This window comes from Microbispora triticiradicis, from assembly GCF_005864065.1.
Lineage (GTDB): Bacteria > Actinomycetota > Actinomycetes > Streptosporangiales > Streptosporangiaceae > Microbispora > Microbispora triticiradicis.
Genome location: NZ_VANP01000004.1, coordinates 99,143 through 123,865, shown reverse-complemented (window position 1 = coordinate 123,865; position 24,723 = coordinate 99,143). Strand labels below are relative to the sequence as shown.

The 24,723-nt window shown below is 70.9% G+C and carries 26 protein-coding genes; 12 read left to right on the top strand and 14 right to left on the bottom strand.

Annotated elements, in window-relative coordinates; genetic code table 11:
• Positions 1 to 146: 146 nt before the first annotated feature.
• Genes FED44_RS11880 through FED44_RS11865 form a run of 4 tightly spaced genes read right to left on the bottom strand, consistent with a single transcriptional unit; the run spans position 147 to position 5,622 of the window.
• Positions 147 to 1,514 (bottom strand): ABC transporter substrate-binding protein, encoded by a 1,368-nt coding sequence (locus tag FED44_RS11880; protein WP_117408971.1) that lies wholly within the window; start codon positions 1,512 to 1,514, stop codon positions 147 to 149.
• A gap of 49 nt (positions 1,515 to 1,563) precedes the next feature.
• Positions 1,564 to 2,454, bottom strand: coding sequence for a carbohydrate ABC transporter permease (locus tag FED44_RS11875; RefSeq protein WP_117408970.1), 891 nt, complete (start codon positions 2,452 to 2,454; stop codon positions 1,564 to 1,566).
• A gap of 10 nt (positions 2,455 to 2,464) precedes the next feature.
• Positions 2,465 to 3,427, bottom strand: a complete 963-nt coding sequence (locus FED44_RS11870; protein WP_208758934.1) for a carbohydrate ABC transporter permease — start codon at positions 3,425 to 3,427, stop codon at positions 2,465 to 2,467.
• A 5-nt stretch (positions 3,428 to 3,432) separates the two neighbouring features.
• Complete coding sequence (locus tag FED44_RS11865; RefSeq protein WP_396699826.1) at positions 3,433 to 5,622, bottom strand: alpha-galactosidase; 2,190 nt, start codon at positions 5,620 to 5,622, stop codon at positions 3,433 to 3,435.
• Positions 5,623 to 5,914: 292 nt separating this feature from the next.
• Here FED44_RS11865 and FED44_RS11860 point away from each other — a divergent pair, with 292 nt between their 5' ends.
• The gene (locus tag FED44_RS11860; RefSeq protein ID WP_138460684.1) at positions 5,915 to 6,970 is read left to right on the top strand and encodes a LacI family DNA-binding transcriptional regulator; all 1,056 of its coding nucleotides are present in this window, start codon (positions 5,915 to 5,917) and stop codon (positions 6,968 to 6,970) included.
• A gap of 227 nt (positions 6,971 to 7,197) precedes the next feature.
• On the opposite strand, the gene FED44_RS11855 is transcribed toward FED44_RS11860, so the two are convergent.
• Positions 7,198 to 8,355, bottom strand: a complete 1,158-nt coding sequence (locus FED44_RS11855) for a TetR/AcrR family transcriptional regulator (RefSeq protein ID WP_138460916.1) — start codon at positions 8,353 to 8,355, stop codon at positions 7,198 to 7,200.
• 105 nt (positions 8,356 to 8,460) lie between these two features.
• On the opposite strand from FED44_RS11855, the gene FED44_RS11850 reads away from it, so the two are divergent.
• From FED44_RS11850 to FED44_RS11830, 5 genes are all read left to right on the top strand, one after another.
• Positions 8,461 to 9,660, top strand: a complete 1,200-nt coding sequence (locus tag FED44_RS11850) for a cytochrome P450 family protein (protein WP_138460683.1) — start codon at positions 8,461 to 8,463, stop codon at positions 9,658 to 9,660.
• Between the two features lie 118 nt (positions 9,661 to 9,778).
• Entirely contained in the window at positions 9,779 to 10,102 is a 324-nt protein-coding gene (locus FED44_RS11845; RefSeq protein ID WP_138460682.1) for a DMT family transporter, read from the top strand.
• A gap of 96 nt (positions 10,103 to 10,198) precedes the next feature.
• Complete coding sequence (locus FED44_RS11840; protein ID WP_138460681.1) at positions 10,199 to 10,843, top strand: TetR/AcrR family transcriptional regulator; 645 nt, start codon at positions 10,199 to 10,201, stop codon at positions 10,841 to 10,843.
• Complete coding sequence (locus FED44_RS11835; RefSeq protein WP_117409619.1) at positions 10,840 to 11,157, top strand: DUF952 domain-containing protein; 318 nt, start codon at positions 10,840 to 10,842, stop codon at positions 11,155 to 11,157. The genes FED44_RS11840 and FED44_RS11835 overlap by 4 nt, the downstream gene beginning before the upstream one ends.
• Before the next feature lie 191 nt (positions 11,158 to 11,348).
• Entirely contained in the window at positions 11,349 to 11,747 is a 399-nt protein-coding gene (locus FED44_RS11830) for a VOC family protein (protein WP_138460680.1), read from the top strand.
• Between the two features lie 89 nt (positions 11,748 to 11,836).
• Here the strand turns inward: FED44_RS11830 and FED44_RS11825 are convergent, their stop codons facing one another.
• The 3 genes from FED44_RS11825 to FED44_RS11815 form a co-directional block, all read right to left on the bottom strand.
• On the bottom strand, positions 11,837 to 12,457 hold the full coding sequence (locus FED44_RS11825; protein ID WP_208758933.1) for a helix-turn-helix domain-containing protein: 621 nt from the start codon (positions 12,455 to 12,457) through the stop codon (positions 11,837 to 11,839).
• 189 nt (positions 12,458 to 12,646) lie between these two features.
• Positions 12,647 to 14,095, bottom strand: coding sequence for an argininosuccinate synthase (argG, locus tag FED44_RS11820; protein WP_117409622.1), 1,449 nt, complete (start codon positions 14,093 to 14,095; stop codon positions 12,647 to 12,649).
• Between the two features lie 155 nt (positions 14,096 to 14,250).
• A complete protein-coding gene (locus FED44_RS11815) occupies positions 14,251 to 15,270 on the bottom strand; it encodes an NAD-dependent epimerase/dehydratase family protein (protein ID WP_208758932.1) in 1,020 nt (339 codons plus the stop codon).
• Between the two features lie 93 nt (positions 15,271 to 15,363).
• Here FED44_RS11815 and FED44_RS11810 point away from each other — a divergent pair, with 93 nt between their 5' ends.
• Positions 15,364 to 15,834, top strand: coding sequence for a MarR family winged helix-turn-helix transcriptional regulator (locus tag FED44_RS11810; protein WP_138460678.1), 471 nt, complete (start codon positions 15,364 to 15,366; stop codon positions 15,832 to 15,834).
• A 73-nt stretch (positions 15,835 to 15,907) separates the two neighbouring features.
• On the opposite strand, the gene FED44_RS11805 is transcribed toward FED44_RS11810, so the two are convergent.
• The 3 genes from FED44_RS11805 to FED44_RS11795 are packed head-to-tail and all read right to left on the bottom strand — an operon-like array spanning position 15,908 to position 18,418.
• Positions 15,908 to 16,708 carry an ABC transporter permease gene (locus FED44_RS11805; RefSeq protein WP_117409625.1) on the bottom strand — a complete coding sequence of 267 codons (801 nt, stop codon included), beginning with the start codon at positions 16,706 to 16,708 and terminating at the stop codon, positions 15,908 to 15,910.
• Entirely contained in the window at positions 16,708 to 17,481 is a 774-nt protein-coding gene (locus FED44_RS11800) for an ABC transporter permease (protein WP_138460677.1), read from the bottom strand. Before FED44_RS11800 ends, FED44_RS11805 begins: the two co-directional genes overlap by 1 nt.
• A 1-nt stretch (position 17,482) precedes the next feature.
• Positions 17,483 to 18,418 carry an ABC transporter ATP-binding protein gene (locus tag FED44_RS11795; RefSeq protein WP_208758931.1) on the bottom strand — a complete coding sequence of 312 codons (936 nt, stop codon included), beginning with the start codon at positions 18,416 to 18,418 and terminating at the stop codon, positions 17,483 to 17,485.
• 154 nt (positions 18,419 to 18,572) lie between these two features.
• Between FED44_RS11795 and FED44_RS11790 the strand changes: the two genes are divergently transcribed.
• Positions 18,573 to 19,022, top strand: a complete 450-nt coding sequence (locus FED44_RS11790) for a universal stress protein (RefSeq protein WP_138460676.1) — start codon at positions 18,573 to 18,575, stop codon at positions 19,020 to 19,022.
• Between the two features lie 30 nt (positions 19,023 to 19,052).
• On the opposite strand, the gene FED44_RS11785 is transcribed toward FED44_RS11790, so the two are convergent.
• A complete protein-coding gene (locus FED44_RS11785; RefSeq protein ID WP_138460675.1) occupies positions 19,053 to 19,790 on the bottom strand; it encodes an ATP-binding protein in 738 nt (245 codons plus the stop codon).
• Positions 19,791 to 20,015: 225 nt separating this feature from the next.
• Between FED44_RS11785 and FED44_RS11780 the strand changes: the two genes are divergently transcribed.
• Positions 20,016 to 20,411: a DUF3224 domain-containing protein gene (locus FED44_RS11780; protein ID WP_138460674.1), complete on the top strand. Its 396-nt coding sequence runs from the start codon at positions 20,016 to 20,018 to the stop codon at positions 20,409 to 20,411.
• A gap of 29 nt (positions 20,412 to 20,440) precedes the next feature.
• Positions 20,441 to 21,511, top strand: a complete 1,071-nt coding sequence (locus FED44_RS11775) for a diacylglycerol/lipid kinase family protein (RefSeq protein WP_138460673.1) — start codon at positions 20,441 to 20,443, stop codon at positions 21,509 to 21,511.
• A 1,063-nt stretch (positions 21,512 to 22,574) separates the two neighbouring features.
• Here the strand turns inward: FED44_RS11775 and FED44_RS11770 are convergent.
• Positions 22,575 to 23,306, bottom strand: a complete 732-nt coding sequence (locus tag FED44_RS11770) for an SDR family NAD(P)-dependent oxidoreductase (protein WP_138460672.1) — start codon at positions 23,304 to 23,306, stop codon at positions 22,575 to 22,577.
• 98 nt (positions 23,307 to 23,404) lie between these two features.
• Between FED44_RS11770 and FED44_RS11765 the strand changes: the two genes are divergently transcribed.
• The gene (locus FED44_RS11765; protein WP_117408968.1) at positions 23,405 to 24,010 is read left to right on the top strand and encodes a TetR/AcrR family transcriptional regulator; all 606 of its coding nucleotides are present in this window, start codon (positions 23,405 to 23,407) and stop codon (positions 24,008 to 24,010) included.
• 73 nt (positions 24,011 to 24,083) lie between these two features.
• Here the strand turns inward: FED44_RS11765 and FED44_RS35745 are convergent, their stop codons facing one another.
• The gene (locus FED44_RS35745; protein WP_165900833.1) at positions 24,084 to 24,224 is read right to left on the bottom strand and encodes a hypothetical protein; all 141 of its coding nucleotides are present in this window, start codon (positions 24,222 to 24,224) and stop codon (positions 24,084 to 24,086) included.
• Position 24,225: 1 nt separating this feature from the next.
• Here FED44_RS35745 and FED44_RS11760 point away from each other — a divergent pair, with 1 nt between their 5' ends.
• Entirely contained in the window at positions 24,226 to 24,426 is a 201-nt protein-coding gene (locus tag FED44_RS11760; protein WP_138460671.1) for a hypothetical protein, read from the top strand.
• The last annotated feature ends 297 nt before the right edge of the window (positions 24,427 to 24,723 follow it).

The window sequence follows — 24,723 nt, the reverse complement described above, 5'->3', positions numbered from 1 at the left end:
GCCGAGCCCTTGCACAGGCGTTTCTCGGCCGGTTCACCGCGATTTCCGATGTGGTCCGGCGTATCGGCTCCGCCGCGGGCGGTGATCTACCGCCCACGGGCGTCCGTGTCGGCACGGGGCGCGCCGGGACTACTGGAACGCCGGGGCTACTGGAACAGGGCGTTGACCTCGTCGTTGGCCTTGCTGAGCGAGGACGGCTCCGCCTCGAAGCTCAGCACCGCGTCCATCGCCGGGCCCATCACCGCACCGATGTCGCTGGCGTGGTCGGTGATCGGGAACAGCGACGTCGTGTTCTCGTGGATCTGCACGGTGAAGGCGCTGATGTCGATGCCCTTGGCCTTGAACTTCTCCTCGGCGACGGTGAGCGCCTCAGGGATCGCCGGGAAGACGACGGCCTTGTCGCCGACCGTCTTCTGGCAGTCCGCGGACGCCAGGTACTTGACCCACCGCCAGGCCTGGTCCTTGTGCTTGGTCCCGGCGTAGATGGAGTCGGCCAGGCCGTTGTAGATGGTGGCGCGCTTCCCGGAGGGGCCGACGGGCGTCGGCGCGGTGCCCACCTCGACCTTGTCGTAGCCGTAGTAGGTGTTGATCATCCACGAGCCGTTCGTGGACAGCGCGTACTTGCCGGCGCCGAAGCCGTCGTTGACGCTGGTGCCGGACCGGGCGATGGCCAGGCTCGGCATGTACCCCTTGTCGATCAGCCCGCGCCACCACGCGATGGTCTTCTGGAAACGCGGGTCGTCGTACTGGAACTTCGTGCCCCACGGGTTCTTGTCGGTGAACTGCCAGCCGGTGGACAGCGCGTACATGCTCCACATCTGCTGGCCGACACCGGCGCCGTTGTTCTCGTCCAGGCCCAGGCCGTAGACCTTGACGTTCTTCTTGTCGAAGCCCGCCTCGTCGCCGCGTTTGCCGTTCTTGTCGACGGTGAGATGGGCGATGATCTTCTCGTAGGTGCCGCCGTCGTCGGGGTTCCAGGTGAGCGACTTCATCTGGTCCTCGGTGATGCCGGCGTCGTCGAGCATCTTCTTGTTGTAGAAGATCGCCACCGTGTCGAAGTCCTTCGGCAGTCCGTACCGCTTGCCGTCGGCCGACACCCACAGGTCGGCGAGGCCGGGGGCGTAGACGTCGGTCTTGGTGCCGTCGGCCGCGACGAACTCGTCCAGCGGCAGGATCTGCTGCTTCGCCGCGAACTCGGGATAGTAGTTCAGGTGGTTGGTGAAGACGTCCGGCGCGTTGCCGGACACGAGGTTGGTCGTGAGGCCGGTCCAGTAATCGGCCCAGCCGAACTGTGAGATCTTCACAGTGATCTCGGGGTTCGCGGCGTGGAACGCGTCGGCGCAGGCCTGGTAGGCCGGCAACTGGTTGGAGTCCCACAGCCAGTAGCTGATCTCGGTCTTCTCCGGGGCCTGGGCGCTCCCGCTCCCGCCGCCGCTGTCGTCCCCGCTGCCGCACCCGGCCAGGGCCAGCGGAAGTATCGTCGCGACAGCGGCGAGGCGCGTTATCCGTCTCATGCCAGATCTCCTTGCTGCGGTGGGGGGATGAGGGTGGTTCAGGGAGGGATCACTTGATCCCGGAGAACTGGATGGAGTTGACGATCCATCGTCCGAAAACGGTGAAGAGTGCGATGACCGGCAACGCGGCCAGAAGCGTCGCGGCCATGAGCCCGGACCAGTCCGGCCCGGCCTGCGGGCTCTGGGCGCGGAAGATGCCCAGGGCCACGGTGAGCACCCGGACGTCGTCCTCCTGCCCCACGAGCAGTGGCCAGAAGTACTCGTTCCAGGCTCCGATGTAGACCAGCAGGGAGATGGTGGCGATCGGCGCCGAACTCATCGGCACGATCAACCGGAAGAAGATGTGCGCGTGTCCCGCGCCGTCCACGATCGCCGCCTCCTCCACCTCCCTGCTGATGTTGAGGAAGAACTGCCGCAGGAAGAACACCGCGAAGGGCGTCATGAACAGGTACGGCAGCACGATCCCCGCGTACGTGTTGAGCAGCCCGAGCTGCTTGACGGTCACGAAGTTGGGCAGCGCGGTGAAGATCGGCGGGATCATCAGCGCGGTGAGGAAGACGAAGAAGACCTTCTCCCGTCCGGGCCAGCGCAGCCGGGCGAACGCGTACGCCGCCATGGCGCTGAAGAACACCTGGCAGACCGTGATGACGGCCGAGGTGACCACCGAGTTCGCCAGGTACCGCCAGAAGTCGATCTTCGCGCCGGAGCCGCCCTCCGCGGTGGCCTCCGCCAGCGTCGCGATGCCCAGGACCCGCTTGAACGCGCCGAACGTGAAGTCCGTCGGCATGAGCGAACCCGGGTTCGCGAAGAGGGTCCGGTTGTTGGACAGGGAGATGCGCAGCATCCAGTAGAACGGCAGCAGCGTGATCAGGATGAACAGGACGAGGATCGCCCAGGCCGCCGTCCGCCGCAGGCTCAGCCGTCTCAGTGTGTCACTCATGGCCCGCCTCTCAGTCCAGGTCCGAGTCGCCGGCGCGGAGCAGCTTGAGCTGGAGCAGCGCGAGGCCGGCGAGAATCGCGAACAGGGCGACGCAGACGGCGGCGGCGTAACCGAAGTTGAAGCGCTGGAACGCCTGCTCGTAGATGTAGTAGTAGATGACCCGGGTCGCGTTGATCGGCCCGCCCTTGGTGGTGACCGCCACCGTGTCGAAGATCTGGAACGATCCGATGACGGTCAGCACGAGCACCAGCGCCAGGGCGGGACGCAGCAGCGGCATCGTGATCCGCCAGAACATCCTCGCCTCGGAGGCGCCGTCGGTCGCCGCCGCCTCGTACACGGTCTTCGGGATGGCCTGCAGGCCGGCGAAGATCAGCAGCGCGGTGTAGCCCACGTGCCGCCAGACGTTGACCAGCGCGATGGTCGGGATCGCCGTGCTCGTCTCCCCGAAGAAGGCCACCGGGTCGAGGCCGATCCACTCCAGCGCCTGGTTCACGATGCCGAGCTGAGCGTCGAGCATCGTGTACCAGATCAGTGCGACCACCACGTTGGCGACCAGGTACGGCAGCAGCAGCACGCCCCGGATCAGCCCGGAGCGGGTCAGCCGGTGCATCAGCACGGCCATGCCGAGGGCGGCGATCGTCTGCACCCCGATGTTGATGACGACGTACTCGACCGTGACCTTGAGCGAGTTCCAGAACAGGCGGTCGCCGAGCAGGCGCCGGTAGTTGTCGAGCCCGGCCCATTCGGGTGGCGCGAGCAGGCTGTAGTCGGTGAAGCTGAGGTACGCGGTCCGCAGCGCCGGCCACAGGTAGAAGGCGGCGAAGCCGACGGCCGCGGGCAGGAGGAAGACCATCGCGACGGGCAGGTCGCCCGCGCGGCGCCCGGGCCGCGGAGCGGGCGCGCCGGACCGCGGCGGGGATGTCTCGGACCGCGGCTCCGCCGTGCCGCTCTGCCGTCCGATGCCGGTCCTCATGACGGTCACGCCTTCGTGACGTGCAGCAGGAGCAGTTGCTCGGGGTGGAGCGGCGGGGCGGACAGGCCGACCTCCGCCAGCATCCGGCCGGTGACCACGACGCCCTCGGCCAGCCACGGGTTCGGGGTCACCGCCGTGGTGCCCGGACTGTCGCCCGGGGCCAGCGGACGCACGTGGTAACGCCGATGCGGGTCGAGTCCGGGGATGCGGACCCGTCCGGGCTGGGTGCGGGCGCCGGTGGCCATCGCCACCACCGAGAACAGCGCCTGCTCGCGGTCCGCCGACACGATTCCGTGCAGCCACAGCGCCGGGTCGGGATGGTCGGCCCGTACGACGAGCCCGCGGTGCAGCCAGCCGCGCATCCGCTTGTAGAGCTGCACCCACCGCCGCAGCTCCGCGCGTTCCTCCCCGGAGGCCGCGGTCAGGTCCCACTCGATGCCGAAGTGGCCGAACAGCGCGGTGCCGGCCCGCAGCGCGAGGCTCTGCGTACGTCCGGTGGTGTGCGCGCGCGCCGACCCTACGTGGGAACCGATCAGCTCGGGCGGCAGGAGCAACGCCGTCCACCGCTGGATCGCCTGCCGCTCTATGCCGTCGATGCAGTCGCTGGCCCAGACGCGATCGGTGCGCTCGAGGATGCCGAGGTCCACCCGGGCGCCGCCCGACGAGCACGACTCGATCTCCAGCCCGGGGTGGCGCGCCCGCAGCTCGTCCATGAGGCGGTAGACCGCCCTGGTCTGCTCGTGCACTCCCGCGTCGACGAGATCGCGGTTGTGGTCCCACTTCAGGAACGCGATCCGGTACTCGCGCACGAGCGCGTCCAGCCGCTCCAGGATGTACTCGTAGGCCTCCCGCCGGCGCAGGTCGAGCACCTGCTGATGACGGGATGACGGGGGCTGCCGGCATTCGGTCGCCATGATCCAGTCGGGGTGCGCGCGGGCCAGGTCCGAGTCGGGGTTGACCATCTCGGGCTCGACCCACAGGCCGAAGTCCATGCCCCGCGCTCGTACGCGCTCGACGAGCGGGTGCAGCCCCTCCGGCCAGCGCGCCTCGTCGACGAACCAGTCGCCCAGCCCGGCCCGATCGTCGCGGCGGCCCCGGAACCAGCCGTCGTCGAGCACGAACCGCTCGGCCCCGACCTCGGCGGCCGCGTCGACCAGCGCCGTGAGCCGGCCCAGGTCGTGGTCGAAGTAGACCGCCTCCCAGGTGTTGACGATCACCGGTCGCCGGCCGCCCCGCCCGGTCCGCACCAGGCGATGGAATCGGGCGGCCATCTCGTCGAGGCCGTCGCCGTGGGCGGCGTACACCCACGGGGTCTCGTAGGACGCGCCGGGCGCGAGCCGGACCTCGCCGCTCTGCAGCAGCTCGCCGCCTCCGACGACCGAATCCCCGGTGGGCAGCCGCTCGGCGTACGTCCGGTGGTTGCCGCTCCATCCGACGTGGACGCCCCACACCTGGCCGGACCGGAACCCGAACCCCTTCTCACCCGCGACCAGGACGAACGACGCGTCCGAACCGGTGCGCCCGCGCCGCCCGTCGCGAACATGGGCGCCGGCCGAGAACGCGCGTCGCTGGGGGTCCCGCTCCCGGCTCCAGCGGCCGGTGAAGTCGAGCAGCTCGGTCGCCTCCGCCGGCACCGGCAGCGCCATCACCAGGCCGTCGAGCGTGTACCAGCCGGACGCGGTGTTGCGGAGCACGGCTCGCATGCGGAGTACGCCGACGGCCGTCAGGTCGAGGCGGAGTTCGAGGGACAGCCCGCAGCCGGCGTCCGACGCCAGGACGGCCACCTCGCCGCCCTCACCGGCACCGCGGTCGTGGACGCCGACGTGCTCGGTCTCGAACAGCGGCGACCAGTGCCGGCCGTCGCGATGGCCCAGGACACCGGGAAGGCCGAACCACCCCGTCGCCGGCTCCGGCACCACCGCCACCGAAGCGGGCGTGTCGAGCGAGTTCGGCACCGTCGCCGGCAGCGAGGCCAGCGCCAGCGCCGAAAGGTCGGCGTCCGACGCGTGCGGCAACGGGCGTCCCCAGTGCAGCACCCGTGGCAGCCGGGGGCCGCGGCAGTCGAGCACGAGGCTCACCCCGGACGCCTGAAGGTGGACGAAGCCGTCGGTTCCACGCCCGGCCGGCCGCGCCGTGACCTCGTCGCCCGCACCGGGGGAGTGCGGATCTCCCGCGACAGCTTCCACAATTGCCACACTTACGTCCTTTTCATCCCGAATCAGGCGTGCATCAGCCGCCGAGAGCCTGGGGCCCGGCTACATGTCTCGATGGGGTGGTGGAGTGTGTTTGCGCTCACATGTATCGTTCAATGGAGCCGAGAGTGACACGCCGTCCGTGTTACGTCAAGGTGTCCGTTGGTGGCCCATTCGGGTGCTTGCGTGGCGGCGCGCGCACCGGTCCGCGCGACCCTCTCCGGGGTGTGCGGTGCGTGTTAGAGTCCGGTGGCATTCGATGGTCCGGGCGCCCGTGACACCATGAGTGGTGCGAATGTCAGACACAGCCGATCGGGGGAAAATGGCCGGCGCGAACGATCGTCACTCAGTCCGCCGCCCCAGCATCGACGATGTCGCGAAACTCGCCGGCGTATCACGGCAGACGGTCTCCAACGTGCTGAACGGCCGCAAGGATTACTTCTCGACGCAGACGCAGATCCGCGTCGTGGCCGCGATGGAAGCGCTTTCATACAAGCCGAACCGCGCGGCCCAGACCCTGCGCTCCCGGCGGAGCATGCAAATCGGTTACCACATGTCCGGTGAGGAACTGGAGACGGTCAAAGGATTCACCCTGAGTTTCCTCCAGGCGCTGATAAAGGCCGCGGCCCGTCGCGGCTACCAGATTCTGGTGTTCACCCATACCGACGAGGACCCCTTGTCCGTGTTCACCGAGCTGACCACCCGGGGCAACATCGACGCGCTGATCATCTCCGAGTCACAGGTGGACGACCCCCGCGTCCGGCTGCTGGCGCGCGGCACGCTGCCCTTCGTGTCCTTCGGCCGCCTCGCCCCCGGCCTTCCTCAGCAGTGGGTCGACATCGACAACGCCCACGGCATGGCCATGCTCATGGACCACCTGGTCGCGAAGGCCTACGGCCGGTTCGCCTACGTGGGGGCCGAGGGCGACGAGTACTGGAAGCGCGAACGGCTTCACGGCTTCCGGCGGGGCCTCGGCCGCCATGGGCTCAAGGTGAGCGACGACGACGTCTTCGAGGGCTCCGGCGACGCGATCCGCGACCACGTACGCCGGATGCTGAGCGGGCGGCAGCGGCCCGACGCCATCGTCACCAGCAGCGACTCCATCGCCGCCGTCGTGGTGAACATCGGTCATTCTCTCGGCCTGCGGGCCGGCCGCGACATCGCGGTCACCGGCTTCGACGGCGGGGCGATGGGGCTGATCACCGAACCGACCATCACGAGCGTACGGATTCCGCTGGAGAAGGTCGCCGCCGAACTGATCGACCGATGCCAGGCCGAAATCGACGCGGGACCCACCGGACGCCCGGGAGTGCTGGTGCCGACCGAGATATTCCAGGGCGGAAGCGCCTGAGGAATCGCCCCGCTTTTCGATTCTCACGGGCCGGCCGCGGCTCTGCGCCAGGCGAGGAAAAACCGCCGGAAGGACGGTCTTCCACGCGCGGACAATGGCAGCGGGCCATCGCGAACCAGGCGCCTCATTGCGGAGGGCTGAGCGCCGCGACTTTCCCTCTGCTCGAACGCGGTTCGATGTCTGACGATCGCGGGTGAGCGCACGGGATCACGGCGACGAGGCCGTCGTCAGGGACCCGCGGCGGAGGCGGCGGAGTGGCAGGCGCCGTGGCCGTCGGCGCGGGCCACCACCCGCCCGGCCCGCACCCGCACCGCCGTCTCGGTTCCGTCGCTCACGGCGGGCACTCCGGCCGCCGCCGCCACAGCGCCGCGCTCGTCGAACACCACCCCGAGACGTGGCCAGGCCGTCCGGGGGAACGCCTCCCGCAGGCAGCCGCGCAGGCCGGCGACGACCAGCCGCACCAGCGGCCCCAGCTCACCGGGGTCACCGGTCACCAGCACGGCGGTCACCTCGTCCCCGGCCCGCGCGGCCCGCACCGCCTCCTCCACCGCGCCCAGGCGGTGCAGCCCGACGACCGCCACCACCCCGTCGCCGGAGAGCGGCGCGGGGCCGCCGCGCAGCGCGTCGGCCGCCGCCGGCGGCGCCCACGGCGCGTCCGCGGGCCGGGCAGGGGCCGCCCAGGGCAGGTGCGGCGGGTCCCACCGGTCGCCGAGGTCGAGATCGGCCAGCCGCTCGCACGCGCTGACGACGTCGAACTCCTCCACGAAACCGGGAGCGGCGTCGGCCATCTGGCTCATGCCGTGGAGCGTCGTCAGCGCGACCTCCGCGACCCGCACCATGCGCCCGCCCCCGGCGGACACCTCCTCCAGGGCGAGCCCGAGCAACATCCCGCTCAGCTTCATGAGCTGCGCGAACGGCTTCCTGATCCGCTCGTCGGCCATGATCTCCGGCATCAGGTCCATGCCGATCCTGCCCGGGCCGTCGGTCGCCAGGGGAAGCCGCGACACCCAGGCCCGGGCGAACGCGGCGAGGGCCTCGCGGGCCCCGGCGGCCTGCGGCGCGCCGTCCCGGGCCGGGCCACCGGCTCCCAAGACCCCTCCGGGCACCCCGCCGTCCGGTGGAGCGCCGTCCCCGGCGAAGGTCCCGCCTCGTGGCCCGGCGGCCGGGGGAGCGGCGCCCTCGGCGAGTTCGGCCAGCACCGCGAAGTACAGCGCCCGCTTGCCCGGGAAGTTCGAGTAGACCGCGCCCCGCGTCAGCCCGGCACGCTCGGCGATGGCGTCGATCTTGGCGTCGCGGAACCCCCGCTCGGCGAACTCGTCCCGCGCGGCGGTCAGCACCCTGGCCCGGTTGCGCGCCTGAAGCTCCACCCTGGACAGGCGTTCCATCACCCTCCTCGCCGCGACGGCCACGCGCTTGCCGGCCGCCGCCCACCAAGATACCGTCACCATCCAGATGACGTGAACATGTGGAATTAGCATTTGGAGTAGGCGATGACCGACACCCTGCCCGAAATCGACCTGTCCCGCCCCGAGGTCCTCCGCGACCCCCTCACGGCGTACGGGCAGGCCCGCGAAAGCGGCCCGCTCGCGCGGTTGCTGATCCCCGGCTTCGGCCCCACCTATGCTCTGACCAGGTACGACGGAGCCAGGGTGATGCTGGGCGACGCCCGGTTCGAGCTCGACGCCACCAGCTACATGCGCCCCGAGGTCCCCGAGGACTGCCTGCCGTACATGCGGACCATGAGCGAGATGAACGGCGCGGAGCACGCCCGGTTGCGCAAGCTGGTCGCCCCGGCCTTCACCCCCCGCCGGGCCGCCGAGTTCCGGCCGCGGATCGCCGCCATCGTCGACGCGCTGCTCGACGAGCTTCCCGCGCATGCCGGGGGCGGGGAGACCGACCTGCTGCCCCATTTCGCCCGCCCGCTGCCGATGGACGTCATCTGCGCCCTCGTCGGCATCCCCGAGGAGGACCGCCCCCGCTGGCGCGAGTACGGCGCCACCGTCGCCGGGGCCGCCGGCGCGGACTTCGCGCGGGCCATCCCGGGCATCATGGCCGGCGCCAAGGCAGCCGTCGCCGCCCGCCGCGACCACCCCGACTCCGCGGGGGGCGAAGTGGTGGGCGACCTCGTCCGCGCCCAGGACGAGGACGGCGACCGGCTGAGCGACATCGAGATCGTCACCCTGGTCTGGCACCTGGTCATCGCCGGACAGACCCCGACCAACCTCATCGCCAACGCCGTGGCCGCCCTGCTGTCCCACCCCGACCAGCTCGCCGCCCTGCGCGCCGACCCGACCCTTATGCCCCGCGCCGTCGAGGAGCTCATTCGCTGGTGCGGCCCCGCGCAGCTGGCGGTCCCGCGTCAGGCCCGCGGCGACGTCGAGCTGTACGGCACGACGGTGCCCCACGGCGCGAAGGTCACCGCCCTGATCTCCGCGGCCAACCGCGACCCGCGGGCGTTCGACGACCCCGACCGGCTCGATCTCGCCCGGGTGCCGGCCACCGGCCATCTGGGCTTCGCCCACGGCCCGCACTTCTGCCTCGGCGCCTCCATCGCCCGGGTGCAGACCCAGGTCGCGCTCACCGCGCTGCTGCGCCGGTTCCCCCGCATGGCCCTGGCCGCCCCGGCGGAGGAGCTGCAGGCCGTCGATCCCGGCACCCGCCGCCTGACCGCGCTGCCGGTGACCCTGTAGGCGGACAGCGCGCCTCGGTCGGCATAGCTGGAGCACCCGCCAGGCAACCCCATGGCCAGGAAGAGCCCTCGCATCTAAAATTGGGACAAGCGTACCGCTTTGTCTGTGAGGTTCCTCCATGGCCTGGCTCCTGCTCGCCGCCGCGATCGCCTCGGAGGTCCTGGCCACCTCCGCGCTCAAACTCAGCGACGGCCTCACCCGCTGGGGCTGGACCATCGTCGTCGCCGCCGGATACCTCGCGTCGTTCATCCTGCTCGCCTGGGCGCTCAAGCTTCGCATGCCCGTCGGCATCGCGTACGCGGTGTGGGCGGGCACCGGAACCGCGGCGATCGCGCTGATCGGCGCGCTGTTTCTCGGCGAGCACATGAACCTGGTCAAGGTCGCGGGAATCACTCTGATCATCGCCGGGGTGGCCGTGCTCAACCTCTCCGGCGCACACTGATCGTTTGACCCCGGCGCCGGGGGCCGGTAAGGGTGGTCCGGACGGGTTCCGGGCTCCTCGGAGCCCGTACATTCCGGCGAGCCTCGCATTCCGACGATGCGCGCATCCGACAAGCCAGGGGAGGACCACGGCGTGCCCGAATCCCGCCAGGTCGCGCCCCGGCGACCGCAACTGCGGGCCGTACGCCGCCGGGAGGCGCTGCTCGACGCGGCGGTCGACCTGCTCGGCGAGGGCGGCTTCGCCGCGGTCACCCACCGCGCGGTGGCCGGACGGGCCGGCCTCCCGCTCGCCGCCACCTCCTACTACTTCGCCTCCCGCGACCAGTTGCTGGCCGAGGCGTTCGCGCTGCTCGTCCGGCGCGAACTCACCCGCATGCGCGCCGCCGTACGGCGTCCGGCGGGCGGTTCGGCCGCCGCGGTGGCCGAGGCCCTCACCGATGTGTACGCCGCGGACCGGCTGCGCGAGCTCGGCCTGTGGGAGCTGTACCTCCAGGCCGGCCGCGACCCGGCGTTGCAGGCCATCGCCCGCACCTGGACCGACGGCTGCGACGAGATCGTCGCCTCCGCGCTCCGCGGCGCGGGCTATCCCTGCGGTCGTTCCGAGGTCCGATTCGTCGCCGGGCTGCTGTCGGGCCTGTGGGTGGAGGACGTCGTCGAGGCCCGCCCCGACTCACGGGAGCGCGCCCGGGACGCCGTCACCCGCGCACTCACCACACTCGAACCACCCGGAAGCCACCCATGATCCTTCACCTCGCGCTGGCCGCCGACTGGGACGCGGCCATCGCCTCCGGCGAATACCGCGTCTCCACCCTCGGCCTGACCCTGGAGGAGGAGGGTTTCGTCCACGCCTGCTCCGACCTGACCCAGCTGCGTGGCGTGGCCGGCCGCTACTACGGCGCGGTCACCGAGCCGCTGGTGGTGCTGGAGATCGACGAGGACCGGCTCGGCTGCCCGGTCAGGCTGGAGGTGCCCGAAGGCATGGGGGAGGCGTTCCCCCACATCTACGGGCCGGTCCCGGTGACCGCCGTGATCACCGTCACGCCCTTCACCCGATGAGCCCGCCTCTCACCGCGATCTGGGCGGTGGGCCGGGCCAGGTCGACGTCCGCGCCGACGTGCCCGGCCCCACCCCGCTACGGCGCGGCATGCCTCGGAGCGGCGTGGTCCCTTGAAGCGGTGGCGGTTCCCGGGGCGGCGTGTCCGATTCGTTCAAGACGCCGTACCCGCCCGCCGCCTAACGTGACCGCCATGACACCCTCGTTCGACCTCATCGGCCTCGTCGTGGCCGACATGGCCGCGTCCCTGGCCTTCTACCGCCGGCTGGGCCTGAACATCCCGCTCTCGGCGGACACCGAGGCCCATGTCGAAGTGACCCTCGACGGAGGGCTCCGCCTCGCCTGGGACACGGTCGACACCATCCGCTCCTTCGACCCCGCGTGGAATCCCGCCACGGGCGGCCCCCGGATGTCCCTCGCCTTCCGATGCGACGGGCCCGAGGAGGTCGACCGCCTGTACGGCGACCTGGTCCAGGCGGGCTACCCGGGGCACCTGCCGCCGTGGGACGCCTTCTGGGGGCAGCGTTACGCCGTCGTCCACGACCCGGACGGCAACGGGGTGGATCTCTTCGCGCCGCTTCCCGGCACCTGACGACGCTCCGCGCCCGGTGCTGACCACCCGTCCGCCCAGACGCCCCTGAGAACGAGCCGCCGACGCGACCGTCGTCCCGGGCCGGCGGCTCAGCGGGTCAGCTCGCCCAGGGTGGCACCGGTCAGCGACTTCACTTCCCGGGCGAGATGGGCCTGATCCGCGTATCCGGCCGCACCGGCCACGGCGACGTAGGGCATCCCCCGGCGGGCCAGGGTCAGCGCGTGGTTCATCCGGAGGATCCGGCCCAGCGTCTTCGGGCCGTATCCGAAGGCGTCCAGGCACCGGCGGTGCAGTTGCCGCACCCCGAGCCCCGCACCGGCCGCGACCTCCGCGACCGGCAGGCCCGCGCGGACACCGCCCACCACGGCAGAGATGAGCGCGGTGTCGGCCGGGCCCCCGGCCGCGCGGATCCGGCCCAGCGCCGCCTCCTCAAGCACCGCGCCGGGGTCGGAAGCCTCGGCCGCCCGCTCCGACAACCGCCGCGCCTCGGCCTCCGGCCACACCTCGGCCAGCGGAACCCGCCGGTCACGCAACTCGCAGGCGGCCACGCCAAGAATCCCCGGAGCGGTTCCGGGACCGAAACGCAACCCCACATATCGGCTGCCCGCACGATCACGCACCAGGTGCGCCGCCGTGTCCGGACCGGCCACCAGCAACGCGCCGTCCATCCAGATCAGATCCATGCAGCCGTCGGGCAGCACCCGCCGCACCGGCGGGGGACCTGACCCCGGAGCGGAGCCGGGGGCGTCCTGCCACTACAGCACCGCCTCCGGAACCCGCGCCTGCCTCTCCTCGTACACCCGCCTCTCCTCCATCCCCCCGTAATCATCCCCCTCACCCCGCCCGGCGCTGCCACCAGAGCCGGGCGGAGTGGGAGGGCGACAGGGGACGGAGGAGGGTCAGTCGGTGCCGGCCTCCATGGCGGCGTGGTCGAGCAGTTCCTCGTCGGCCGAGACCTCGCCGCGCGAGGCGATGACCTCGGCCCCGCCCTCCGGCATCGCACCGATCAGCTCGGTCGAGGCCACGAGGGTGGCGCCGGTCAGCATCGGGTGCGGGGTGCCCACCATCCCGACCCTGGCGTACTGCTCCAGCTTCGCCCGCGAGTCGGCGATGTCCAGGTTGCGCATGGTCAGCTGGCCGATGCGGTCGACCGGGCCGAACGCGGAGTCCTCGGTGCGCTCCATGGACAGCTTGTCCGGGTGGTAGCTGAAGGCCGGCCCGGAGGTGTCCAGGACGGAGTAGTCCTCACCACGGCGCAGCCTCAGGGTCACCTCGCCGGTGATCGCGGTCCCGACCCAGCGCTGCAGCGACTCGCGCAGCATCAGCCCCTGCGGGTCCAGCCAGCGGCCCTCGTACAGCAGCCTGCCCAGCCGCCGCCCCTCGACGTGGTAGCTGGCCAGGGTGTCCTCATTGTGGATCGCGTTGACCAGCCGCTCGTACGCCGCGTGCAGCAGCGCCATGCCCGGCGCCTCGTAGATGCCCCGGCTCTTGGCCTCGATGATCCGGTTCTCTATCTGGTCGGACATGCCCAGGCCGTGCCGGCCGCCGATGGCGTTGGCCTCCAGCACCAGATCGACGGCGGAGGTGAACTCCTTGCCGTTGATCGTCACCGGCCGCCCCTGCTCGAAGCCGATCGTGACGTCCTCGGGAGCGATGTCGACGTCCGGGTCCCAGAACCGCACTCCCATGATGGGCTCGACGATCTCGACGCCCGTGTCCAGGTGCTCCAGCGACTTGGCCTCGTGGGTCGCGCCCCAGATGTTGGCGTCGGTCGAGTAGGCCTTCTCCACGCTGTCGCGGTAGGGCAGCCCGTGGGCCACCAGCCACTCGGACATCTCCTTGCGGCCGCCGAGCTCGTTGACGAAGTCGGCGTCCAGCCAGGGCTTGTAGATGCGCAGGGACGGGTTGGCGAGCAGGCCGTACCGGTAGAACCGCTCGATGTCGTTGCCCTTGAAGGTGGACCCGTCACCCCAGATCTGCACCCCGTCTTCGAGCATCGCCCGCACCAGCAGGGTGCCCGTGACCGCCCGCCCGAGCGGAGTGGTGTTGAAGTAGGTGCGGCCGCCGGAGCGGATGTGGAACGCCCCGCAGGCCAGGGCCGCAAGCCCCTCCTCCACGAGGGCGGCCCGGCAGTCGACCAGCCGGGCGACCTCCGCGCCGTACGCGGTGGCGCGCCCCGGCACCGAGGCGATGTCGGGCTCGTCGTACTGGCCGACGTCGGCGGTGTACGTGCAGGGCACCGCGCCCTTCTCGCGCATCCACGCGACCGCTACCGACGTGTCGAGACCACCGGAGAAGGCGATGCCGACACGTTCGCCGGCAGGCAGGGAGGTGAGGACCTTGGACATGAGTAGAATATATACACCCCAGTGCATGGACATGCAATGTGGATCGGGGCCATGCCGAGCAAAACCACCAGGCCATGTGCCTCCCGCGCCCCGCGCCGTCTGCGGCACGGCGTCGCGTGCGGAACCGCCGCGCCGCCGCCGTCCGGTTTGTGCCGTCAGCGGGGGTGACCGGCCCGCAGCCAGCCCACGTAGTCGGCCACGGCCCGGTCCAGACCGTATTCGGGGACGAATCCGGTGTCCTCCCGCAACCGCGTGACATCCAGATGAGCGTCGAGGGCGGGTGATCCCGGGGAGCGCCCGGGCAGCAGGGCGGGCACGCCCCCCGGTACGACCCTGCCGACGGCGGCGGCCACCTCGTGGTTGGCGACGGCCCGGCCGCCGCCCACGTTGTAGGTGCGGTGGCGCAACGCCGGGGTCGTCTGCAACAGCGCGATCGCCCGCCCGCAGTCACGGGCGTAGCACATGTCGACGGAGTCCTCGGCGTAAACCGGTGGCATCCCGTCAACCGCCGAGCCTCCAGGAGTGGCGCCGGTGGGGGAGGCCGGGGCGGGGCCGCCCCGCACGGCCCCGGCGTCTCCTGCGCCGGACCTCGCCCCAGCGCGCACGGCCGCATGGACGAGACCGGGCGCGGCGAAGAAGGGAGAGGACGGCCTGCCCAGCGGACCCCAGATCGCGCCGATCCGCACGCTGACCACCTCCTGCCCGGACGAGGCGGCGACGTCGGCCACGATCTCGGCGATCTTCTTGCTCGCCGGAATCGGATGCGGGCTCGCGACCGGCAACGGCGCGCCCTCCCGGTAGGAAGGGCCGTCGGCCCCGGCGTACACGCCGATCGTGCTGGCGACCACGACGCGGGCCACGCCCCACTCCAGCGCGGCACGCAGCACGGCGAACAGCCCCGCGGTGTTCGTCTGAACCTCTTCCAGCGGCGGCGACGCCCCCAGCCCCGAGGCGGCGAGGTGCACGACGCCCGTGATGCGGTGCCGCCGGCCCACCGCCAGCACACTGCCGGGGTCGGCGCAGTCGAGCGGCTCCATCACGGCGTGCCCGTCCGGCACCCCTCGCAGCAGGGCGGGCCGCGGTCCCGCCGACCGCTGCCCGAGCACGCACTGTTCGCCCAGGTCGAGCAGGGCTCGTACGGCGTGCGCGCCGATGAAGCCCCGACCCCCCGTCACCAGGATCACGCTGATCTCCCAATCTCATTAGCAGGCTATCGATCAATGTAGCGACGAAGTCGTTAGCCTGCAAACGGATCGTAGGATCGACCCGTGACCGAAGTGCTGAGGCTGCTCACGCGAGCCCAGAAGCTGCTGCGCGCCGCGGCCGACGAGGCGATGAGCCGCCACGGCGTACGGATCGGCCAGAACCTCGTGCTGGAGGTCCTCTGGCAGACCGACGGCCTCACACCGGGGGAGCTGGCCGCCCGCCTGCAGGTCACCACACCGACCGTCGTCAACACCGCGACCCGGATGGAGGCCGCCGGCCTGCTGGTACGCCGCCGTGACCCCGCCGACGGCCGCCTCGTGCGACTGCATCTGACCCCCAGGGCCCGCGCGGCCGAACGCCCGATAGCCGAAGCGAGACGGCGGCTAGCCGAACACGCGACCGCGACCCTCACCGATGAGGAACGGCGTCACCTGCACAGCGCACTGCAGAAAATCATCGACCAGATGACCGGCCCCACCCCGCCCCTCGATCCCGGCGAGCACACCCGCTCCACCGACCAAGCCGGCCCCTGACCGGCACCCCTCGTACGGTGAGCACACCTGCCACGTCGACGGCCGGGGGAGTTCCCCGGCCCCGACCCGTTGTTCACGCGCACAGCGTGCGCTCCAGACGCCGCGACGCGAACCAGACCCCCACGGCCGCCAGCACCGCCAGATACAGGGCGTGACCGAGCAGGCCCCACCCCGGCACCCCCATGCACAGGCCGCGCACCAGCTCGACCGCGTGATACAGGGGAGTGACCTGGATCAGCACCTCCACACCGACGGGATAATCCCGCACGGGGGAGAACGTCCCGGAGAACAGGAACAAGGCGAACTGACCCGTGCTCAGCAGGTCGAAGTCCTGCCAGCCGCGCATCAGCGTGCTGACCGCCATCCCCAGCCCGCCGAAGGCCAGCCCCACCAGCACCGTCGCCGGGAAGGCGGCCACCGCCCAGCCCGCCTCGGTCAGCCCCATCGCGACCATCACGACGAGGAAGATCGCCGTGTAGAGCGAACCCCGCACGATCGCCCACACCAGCTCACCGACCGCGACCTCCACCGGCCGGACCGGCGTCGCCAGCACCGCCTCGAACGTCTTCATGTACTTCAACTTGAAGAAGAAATTGAACGTCGTCTCGGCCAGCGCGCCCGACATCGCCGACACCGCCAGCATCGCCGGGGCGACGAACGACGCGTACGACATGGTCCGGCCGTCCACCGTCAGCTCACCGATCAGCGCCCCCACACCGACACCGATCGACAGCAGATACAGCAACGGCTCGAAGAAACCCGACAGCAGCACGACCCAGTACGACGGCCCCGAGCGCAGCGCCCCCACGTTGCGGTTGATCACAGCGCCCACCCGGCCGGGGGAGAGCCGGGAGACCACCAGAGTCGTCACCATCAGTCCTCCAGCCTCCCGCGGAACGCCCGCACCGCCAGCACGACCCCCACCACCGCCCACACCAGCAGATAACCCGCGTGCGCCCAGACCGGCCAGGCCGGGGCCCGCCCCAGCGTCGCCGCCCGGCACAGCTCCACCGCATGCCACAGGGGAGAGGCGTACGCCAGCAGCCGGAACCCCACCACGAGCTGCTCCACCGGGAAGAACACTCCCGAGAACAACGCCGCCGGCAGCACGATCAACCGGAACAGCAGGGCGAAGTAGCTGTCCTGATCGATCGTGGCGGCGAACGCGGTCACCGGCGCCGCCACGGCCACCGTCACCAGGGCGCACACCAGCACGGTCACCGGCGCCCACGGGGAGTGCAGCCCACCGAAGAACACCACCACGACCAGGAACGCCAGCACCGTCACCGTCACCCGGAAGACCAGGTAGAGCAGGTGACCACGGACCATGTCCGCCACGTTCACCGGAGTCGCCCGCATCGCGTGGTACGCCCGGACCCACTTGAAGTCCCCGAGCACCGCGTAGGTCGACTCGCCCACCGCGATCTGGAAGGCCGTCGACGCGAGCACACCCGGCACGATCCACGACAGGTAGTCGACCCCCTGCACGGAACCGACGTAGCCGCCCACCCCGATGCCGATGCTCAGCAGGAACAGCACCGGCATGACGAACGACGAGAACACCGACGCCTGCCACAGCCGCCGATACAGGGTCAGGTGCCGCTCCAGCACCGCGAAGGTCGGATGAACGGACCGCGTGAGCGCCATCTCAGTCCACCAGCGTCCGGCCCGTCAGGTGGAGGAACACATCCTCCAGCGTCGACCTCCGCACCAGCACGCTGGACGGCTCCAGCCCGCGCCGCTGCACCTCCGCCAGCGCCGCGTCCCCGTCGTCCACGTACACCAGCACCCGATCCGGCAGCGGATCCACCCGCTTGCCGACCCCCGCCAGCGCGGCGGCATGCCCCGCGACACCCTCCAGCCCGTCGGGGAAACGCAGCTCCACCACCTCCGCGGTCGAATACGTCTCGATCAGCGACCGCGGCGACCCCTCGGCCACGATCCTCCCGCCGTCCATCACCACCAGCCGGTCGCACAACTGCTCGGCCTCGTCCATGTAGTGCGTGGTGAGCACCAGCGTCGCGCCCCGCTGCTTCAGCCGGAACAACCGCTCCCACAGCAGATGACGCGCCTGCGGGTCCAGCCCCGTCGTCGGCTCGTCCAGCAGCACCAGGTCGGGCTCGTTCACCATCGCCCGCGCGATGGTCAGCCGCCGTTTCATTCCCCCCGACAGCGGCTCGACCTTCCCGTTCGCGCGATCCGAGAGCTGCACGAACTCCAGAAGCTCGTCCGCCCGCCTGCGGCTCTCCGCCCGCGACAACCCGAAATACCTGGCGTACGTCACCAGGTTCTCCCGCACCGTCAGATCGGGATCGAGGTTGTCGAGCTGCGGGCACACCCCCAGCCGCGCCCGGATCCGCGGCCCGTCCCGCACCGCGTCCATCCCCAGGATGCGCAGCTCCCCGGCGGTCGGCACCGACACGCACCCGATCATGCGCATCGTCGAGGACTTCCCGGCCCCGTTGGGACCCAGGAACCCGAACGCCTCGCCCGGCGCCACCTCCAGGTCGATCCCGTCGACGGCGGTGAAGTCTCCGAAGCGTTTGACCAGGCCACGCGCCACGATCAGAGGTTGGTCAGCCACGATCCGAGACCCTAACCAACGGCCCCGACATTTCCGCAACAGGTTATCGGCGCCCCCGCCACGACCCCGAGCCGTCCCCGTCTCCCAGGCGGACTCCCAAGCCGGGACGCGGGCCCCCGCACGCGTACTCCGCGCAGGTCGTACGCTGACGTGCGTGAGCACGTTCGAACTGGGCACCGACGGCCCGCGGGTCATCCTCGTCGGCATCGACGGCTCCGACACCTCGCTCCGCGCCGCCGCCTACGCCTGGGGACTGGCCCGCCGCCAGGGCTCCCACGTCGTGCTCGTCCACGTGACCGACCCCGGCATGATCAGCACGATGATGCCCACCGCCTCCGCGTCCGTCGTCGAGGCGGGGGAGCAGGTCGCCGCCGAGCTCCGCGAACAGGTGGAGCACTACGCCCGGACCCTCCACTCCCACGTCGGCTACACCTTCCGCACCGAGTACGGCGACGCCGCCGGAGCCCTCGCCAAGATCGCCGACGAGATCAGGGCGGACGCGGTCGTCGTGGGCGCCTCGACCCAGGCCGGGCACCGTTTCATCGGCTCGGTCGCGCTCCGCCTGGTGCGCGCCGGCCGATGGCCCGTCACCGTCGTGCCCTGACCGCCCCGGCAGCCGATATTCCAGCACCGCTCAGCGGTGATCCGGGCCGGACACGTCGAGGGCGCGCAATCCCTCCAGCACCCGCAGCAGCGTCGCCTCGTCCGGGCCGTCCGCCAGCACTCCCACGGGATGACGCCGCTCCCGCCGCGGCAGCGCCCCGGCGGACCCCGCCACCGGCGCCAGCGCCGACGACACCCCGGACGCGAGGCCCGTCACGACCGCCGAGAACATCCCGGACGACGGCCCCCGCACCACGGCCGGGGGAGTGTCCTCCGGCAGGCCGAAGGCCACCGCATCGGCCGCCGCGATCGCCAGCTCGCACCACACGATCTTCCCCCGGTCCGGCGCCGTGTAGTGCCCCCAGCGCCGCGCCAGGCTCCCCACCAGCACCAGCCCCCGGCCGCTCTCGCCCGGCTCGCCCTCCGCGTCACCGCCGGGCACCGGCTCGTGCTCGCTGCCGTCCCACACCTCGATGAACAGGCTGCGCGGCCCGGGAGCCTCCCGCACCCGCAACGCCACCGTACGCAGCGCGACCGGGAACATCGACGACGCCACGGGCGGGCTCACCACGGCGTCCGTCGCCCGCACCGCGTTCGTCACCAGCTCCGAGACGACCAGCTCCGCCGTGTCCGCCAGATGCCCGAGCTGCCACCCCCGCAGCTGGCACCGTACGAACGCACGGGCCCGCCGCGGCGCGGTCGCGACCGACCCGAACACCCGGTACGCGACCCTGCGGCCTTCCCGCGCGGGGAAGGGGGAGGTCAGCATCCCGCGGAGCGGCCCTGGACGGACCGGTCTGCGGCGGCCGGCGCGGCCACTGGGGGAGTAGGCATGTCTCCGATCATCCGTCATGCCCGGCGGTAAAGCGGGAGCCTTGACCGCATTCGTCGAACTTTCTCCGACTCCTCACTGAAAAGTCATCTCGGAAAGCCACCCCCGGAACTCGCCGTGTACCTGACAGAAGATGACAGGAACAACCGCCACCCTGGTCCCATGCACGCGCACGCCACCGGCACATTCGACGTCACCAGCTGGAACGACCTGGCCACCGAGGAGAAGCAGGGCGCCACGTTCGGCCGCAACCGCCTCACCAAGACCTTCCAGGGCGACCTCACCGGCACCAGCACCACCGAGATCCTGACCGTCGTCACCCCCGACGGCCCAGCCGCCTACGTCGGCGTCGAACACGTCGAGGGCACCCTGCACGGACGCAAGGGCACCTTCGTCCTGCAGCACAGCGCCGCCAGCCACAACGGCGAACAGTGGATGAAGTGGCAGATCGTCCCCGCGACCGGCACCGGCGAACTGACCGGCCTCACGGGGGAGGGCACCATCCGCGTCGAGAACGGCCACCACTACACCCTCGACTACACCCTGCCCGAGGCCTAATGGGTCCCCGGCTGGGTAGCCGTGGACCCATGGTGAAATCCGCTGATCGGCAGTCCGCGGGCGCGGTCGCCGCGCCGGACCCGGCCGCCCCCGCGACCGCCGCCCCCCGAACCGTGGCGCGCCGCACAGACGCCTCCCGCGCCGAGCAGCCGGGCGCCGCCCGCACCGAGGCCCCCGCGACCAAGGACCTCGATACCAAAGCCTCACGTACCAAGGCCCCGCGCGTCGCGGTCATCGCGCACCGCAAGAAGACCATCGGCGGCGGCCTCGACGAACTGCGCAAGCTCATCACGGGCTACGAGGTCGAGGACCTGCTGTGGTACGAGATCCCCAAGAGCAAGAAGGCCCCCAAGAAGGTCCGCCAGGCGCTCAAGGAAGGCGCCGAGCTGTTCTTCGTCTGGGGCGGCGACGGCACCGTGCAACGCTGCGTCGACGCCCTGGCCGGCAGCGACGCCGCCGTCGCCATCGTTCCCGCAGGGACCGCCAACCTGCTGGCCCGCAACCTCGAAATCCCCGAGGACCTGGCCGAGGCCGTACGGATCGGCTTCGAGGGCCGCCGCGCCAGGCTCGACCTCGGCAAGATCAACGGTGAGCACTTCGCGGTCATGGCGGGAGTCGGCCTGGACGCCGAGATGATCGCCGACGCCGACCGGGGCCTCAAGGACCGCCTCGGCCGCCTCGCCTACATCTGGACCGGGCTGCGGCACGTCGGCGGCTCCGTGACCCCGATGAAGGTCAAGGTCGACGGCAACGACTGGTTCGAGGGCGACGCCAGCTGCGTGCTCGTCGGCAACGTCGGCACCGTCACCGGGGGCATCGACGTCTTCGAGGACGCCCGCTACGACGACGGCTGGCTGGAGGTCGGCGTCTCCACCGCCGAAGGGCCCATCCAGTGGGCGCGCACCCTCGGCCGGATGAGCGCCGGCAACGCCGAGAAATCGCCCTTCGTCCGCATCACCCGCGCCAGGAAGGTGTCGGTCAAGCTGCAGACCCCCATGGCGTACGAACTCGATGGGGGAGCGCGCGACCGGGTCAAGCGCATCACGGTCAAGGTGGTGCCCGAGGCCGTCACCCTCTGCCTGCCCGACACCACCGGCTGACCCGGCGCTTCGACCAGGTCGCCGTCCCGGCCGTCACCACGCACCACCTTTCCCGTACGGCCGGGACGGCACAGCCCTGCCACCCGCGCCCCGGCTCGGCACGCGAGCCGGGGGAGAGGGCGGCCCACCGCGGACGACCGGCCCGGGCCCGGCTCAATCACCGGGATTCAGCCGAACCTCCACAGGGAGGCAGGTCTTCCGCGGCGAGCTGGGAACACTCCGCGCCGCACTTTGCACGCTGCGGGCTTCTCACCGGAGCGACTCGCCTTGGGCACCTCGCACCGCACGCAACGACCGGCTCCGGCCCGAATCTCCAGTCCGTACCTCAGCGGCGACGCGGCGGACTCTCACCCAGGCGGCAACGGGCAAGGGGAGCCGCTTGATCATCGTCGTTCCTCTCGGAGGACCGCCCGATCTCGTTTACTTGACATAATGTTCATTATCGAGCAACGAACCACCGGTGCGGGAAGGGGTTGATTGAGCCGGTTGCGCCCACCGCATCCGTTCACCGTTTCCACGACGTCAGGCGAATCCGGCACTCGCCACAAACAGGAACACCGAACCCGGCACGACGAGTCTCACCGTCGTCCGTGCGGTGTCATGGCATCGGGCGCCGCAGAACTATGCGGCCCGATGCCGCAAACACGCCGCGCTCGGCACCATAAGTCCCGCCGGATCTGCCGACGGCACTTGGCCGGCATTTCCGCCCTCGGACGCCAATCCGAAGCCTTATCGGCTTCGACGCTCCACAGGACCGGTGGAACAGCGCCGCCTCGCCAAGCGCCGGGCCGCGTCGATCGGCGGACCCGCACCTCGCCTCCCCGTCACCCCCTCTCTCCAGAAAGCCGCAAATCGTCCTATACCGGACAGAAGGTGGATTCTGTTGGGTATAAGAAATTGCCTTGGAAGGCCAGGAAGAGCTGAGCTCGCCAGGCTGTGGCGGCATTCGTCGTTCTCCTGGCGCCGGGTCAGTCGTTGACGTCGGCCATCCTGCCTGGCGGTGCCGCCGAACCGCCCTCGGTCATCACCTGCACCGCCTGGCAGCTCCCCAGAACACCCCGCCCTACTTGAAGGCGCTGAACGTCGCCTCGGGGCGGTCGCGCTTGGCGTAGAGGTCCCAGGCGGTGTCGGCGATCACGTCCGGGTCGAGGGACCTGCTCCCCACATCGCCGAACCGCTCGGGCTGGGAGGTCACCAACCGATAGATGTCGCCCCGTTCGACCAGTCCCCCGATGATCAGACTCCCGGCGTACACGCCCTCCCCCGCCAGCGCGGCGTTGAGGGTCAGGGCGTAGTTGCGCAGCGCCGCCGCCGACAGCGCCAGGTCGCCGAGCGCGGGCATCGGCATGACGGCGCTCAGCCCGCCGGCGAACAGCAGCCCGCCCTCCCCTCTCTCGACCATGCCGGGCAGTACGGCGCCGACCGCGTCGACGGCCGGATACATGATGTTCATCGCCTCTCTGGCGTCGTCGGAGGTCGTCTGGGTGATCGGCCGGCGTGGGGCGTCCAGGTCCGCGGCTCCGGGGCCGTAGTAGAGCACGTCGATCGTGCCGAACCGTTCGTTGATCGCGTCCAGCGTGGACAGGAGCCGGTCGCGGTCGCGTACGTCGGCGGCGAAGGACGCCGCCTCGATCCCCGCTTCGGCCAGGGCAGCCACATATCCGGGGTGCCGGGCGTCCGTCCGGGAGATCAGCGCCACGGCGTATCCCTCGCGCCCGAACCGATGCGCGATGGACATGCCGAGCCCGGGCCCGGCACCGAGGACGACGACGGTCTTGCGTGCTGCTGCAGGCATGAGGCACCTTTCCACGACGTAAAGTTGAGGGCCTTCTCAACTTGGCCGGGACACTACCACAAACTTGAGGCAACCCTCATGTTCATATGATGGGAGGCATGGCAGCCGGATCGAAGCCGCTGCGGTCGGATGCCGCGCGCAACCGCGACAAACTGCTGGTCGCGGCCACCCAGGTCCTCGCCGAACGCGGACTCGACGCTCCGCTGGAGCACATCGCCCGCCGTGCCGGCGTCAGCATCGGGACCCTCTACAACCACTTCCCGACCCGGGAGGCGCTCCTCGGCGCGATCCTCCCCCAGCGGATGGCCGCCCTCGACGAGATCGCCGCGGCGGCCCTGGCCGACCCCGACCCCTGGGCGGGCTTCACCGGTTTCCTCGAAGGGCTGTTCACCCTGCAGGCCGAGGACCACGGCCTCAACGACGCCCTGACCCAGAGCTTCTCGCTGGCCACCGATGTGAGCCAGGCGTGCCACCGCGGCTTCCTCGACGTCGAGCGCATCATCGAGCGGGCCAGGGCCGCGGGCCGCCTGCGCGCAGATTTCGAAGCCGGGGACCTGGTGACCCTGGTCTGGGCGATGTCCCAGGTCATCCGGGAGTCCATGGAGACCGCTCCGGACACGTGGCGCCGCTTCCTGTCCTTCTTCCTCGACGGTCTGCGCGCCGAGGCCGCGCGTCCCATCCCCCACGATCATCCAGTTCGCTGATTCGCCGATCGCCTGGCAACCGATCTTCGCCGTGCCACGTCTCATGTGGGTCCCCGACGTCCCATGAGTCCCCTCAGGAGCCGCGAACTGCGGGCGCCGGCCGATCCCGGGACGGGCAGACGAGCTCCACTCCCTCCCCGAGCTCGACTTCCTCGGCGAGCGCCACCGCCGGCACCGGCAGCAGCCTCAGGCCGACCCGGACGGTGACGGCCACGGTGACCGCCGCCGTACCGGACGAAGACGACGAGGTGGCCCCGGCGGCCCGGGACGCGGTCGCGACTCCGATCGGTGCGGCCGCGACCGGAGGCGGCGGCGAGGCCGGGCCGGACGGGCGGATGTACGTGCTGACCGGCCTCGCGATCTCCCTGGCCGCCGGCGCCGGGCTCCTGCTGCGCCGTCGCCTCCTGCCGAGGTGAGCATGCGCTTGCGGGAGTGAACTTTTCACGAGAGCGACAGGTCATCTTTCCGGTCTGGTCGTCCATCCGGAAATCACGTTTCCGGATGGACGTGGACAGGCGACGAATTGATCGTTGCTGCATGTACTGCGCCCTCGGGTGAGCGCCCCCGCGGTTTCGGACTCCGTATTCTCCGCAGCGGTAATTTCACTCGCCGTTCCAGCAGAACTTTCGGTCGGCGCCGAAAATCTCGGTGATTGACCGTTCCTGGCGGCGATGATGAATTCGCGGTGGCACGGGTGTGGCTGGAGAAGGGAT

Coding starts and splice junctions, on each gene's coding strand:
- FED44_RS11850 (WP_138460683.1), top strand. CDS start 8,461: ATGACCGACACCCTGCCCGAAATCGACCTGTCCCGCCCCGAGGTCCTC.
- FED44_RS11860 (WP_138460684.1), top strand. CDS start 5,915: ATGTCAGACACAGCCGATCGGGGGAAAATGGCCGGCGCGAACGATCGT.
- FED44_RS11855 (WP_138460916.1), bottom strand. CDS start 8,355: ATGGAACGCCTGTCCAGGGTGGAGCTTCAGGCGCGCAACCGGGCCAGG.
- FED44_RS11835 (WP_117409619.1), top strand. CDS start 10,840: ATGATCCTTCACCTCGCGCTGGCCGCCGACTGGGACGCGGCCATCGCC.
- argG (WP_117409622.1), bottom strand. CDS start 14,095: ATGTCCAAGGTCCTCACCTCCCTGCCTGCCGGCGAACGTGTCGGCATC.
- FED44_RS11780 (WP_138460674.1), top strand. CDS start 20,016: ATGCACGCGCACGCCACCGGCACATTCGACGTCACCAGCTGGAACGAC.
- FED44_RS11785 (WP_138460675.1), bottom strand. CDS start 19,790: ATGCTGACCTCCCCCTTCCCCGCGCGGGAAGGCCGCAGGGTCGCGTAC.
- FED44_RS11770 (WP_138460672.1), bottom strand. CDS start 23,306: ATGCCTGCAGCAGCACGCAAGACCGTCGTCGTCCTCGGTGCCGGGCCC.
- FED44_RS11875 (WP_117408970.1), bottom strand. CDS start 2,454: ATGAGTGACACACTGAGACGGCTGAGCCTGCGGCGGACGGCGGCCTGG.
- FED44_RS11830 (WP_138460680.1), top strand. CDS start 11,349: ATGACACCCTCGTTCGACCTCATCGGCCTCGTCGTGGCCGACATGGCC.
- FED44_RS11840 (WP_138460681.1), top strand. CDS start 10,199: ATGCGCGCATCCGACAAGCCAGGGGAGGACCACGGCGTGCCCGAATCC.
- FED44_RS11765 (WP_117408968.1), top strand. CDS start 23,405: ATGGCAGCCGGATCGAAGCCGCTGCGGTCGGATGCCGCGCGCAACCGC.
- FED44_RS11805 (WP_117409625.1), bottom strand. CDS start 16,708: ATGGTGACGACTCTGGTGGTCTCCCGGCTCTCCCCCGGCCGGGTGGGC.
- FED44_RS11800 (WP_138460677.1), bottom strand. CDS start 17,481: ATGGCGCTCACGCGGTCCGTTCATCCGACCTTCGCGGTGCTGGAGCGG.
- FED44_RS11775 (WP_138460673.1), top strand. CDS start 20,441: ATGGTGAAATCCGCTGATCGGCAGTCCGCGGGCGCGGTCGCCGCGCCG.
- FED44_RS11880 (WP_117408971.1), bottom strand. CDS start 1,514: ATGAGACGGATAACGCGCCTCGCCGCTGTCGCGACGATACTTCCGCTG.
- FED44_RS11845 (WP_138460682.1), top strand. CDS start 9,779: ATGGCCTGGCTCCTGCTCGCCGCCGCGATCGCCTCGGAGGTCCTGGCC.
- FED44_RS11870 (WP_208758934.1), bottom strand. CDS start 3,427: ATGAGGACCGGCATCGGACGGCAGAGCGGCACGGCGGAGCCGCGGTCC.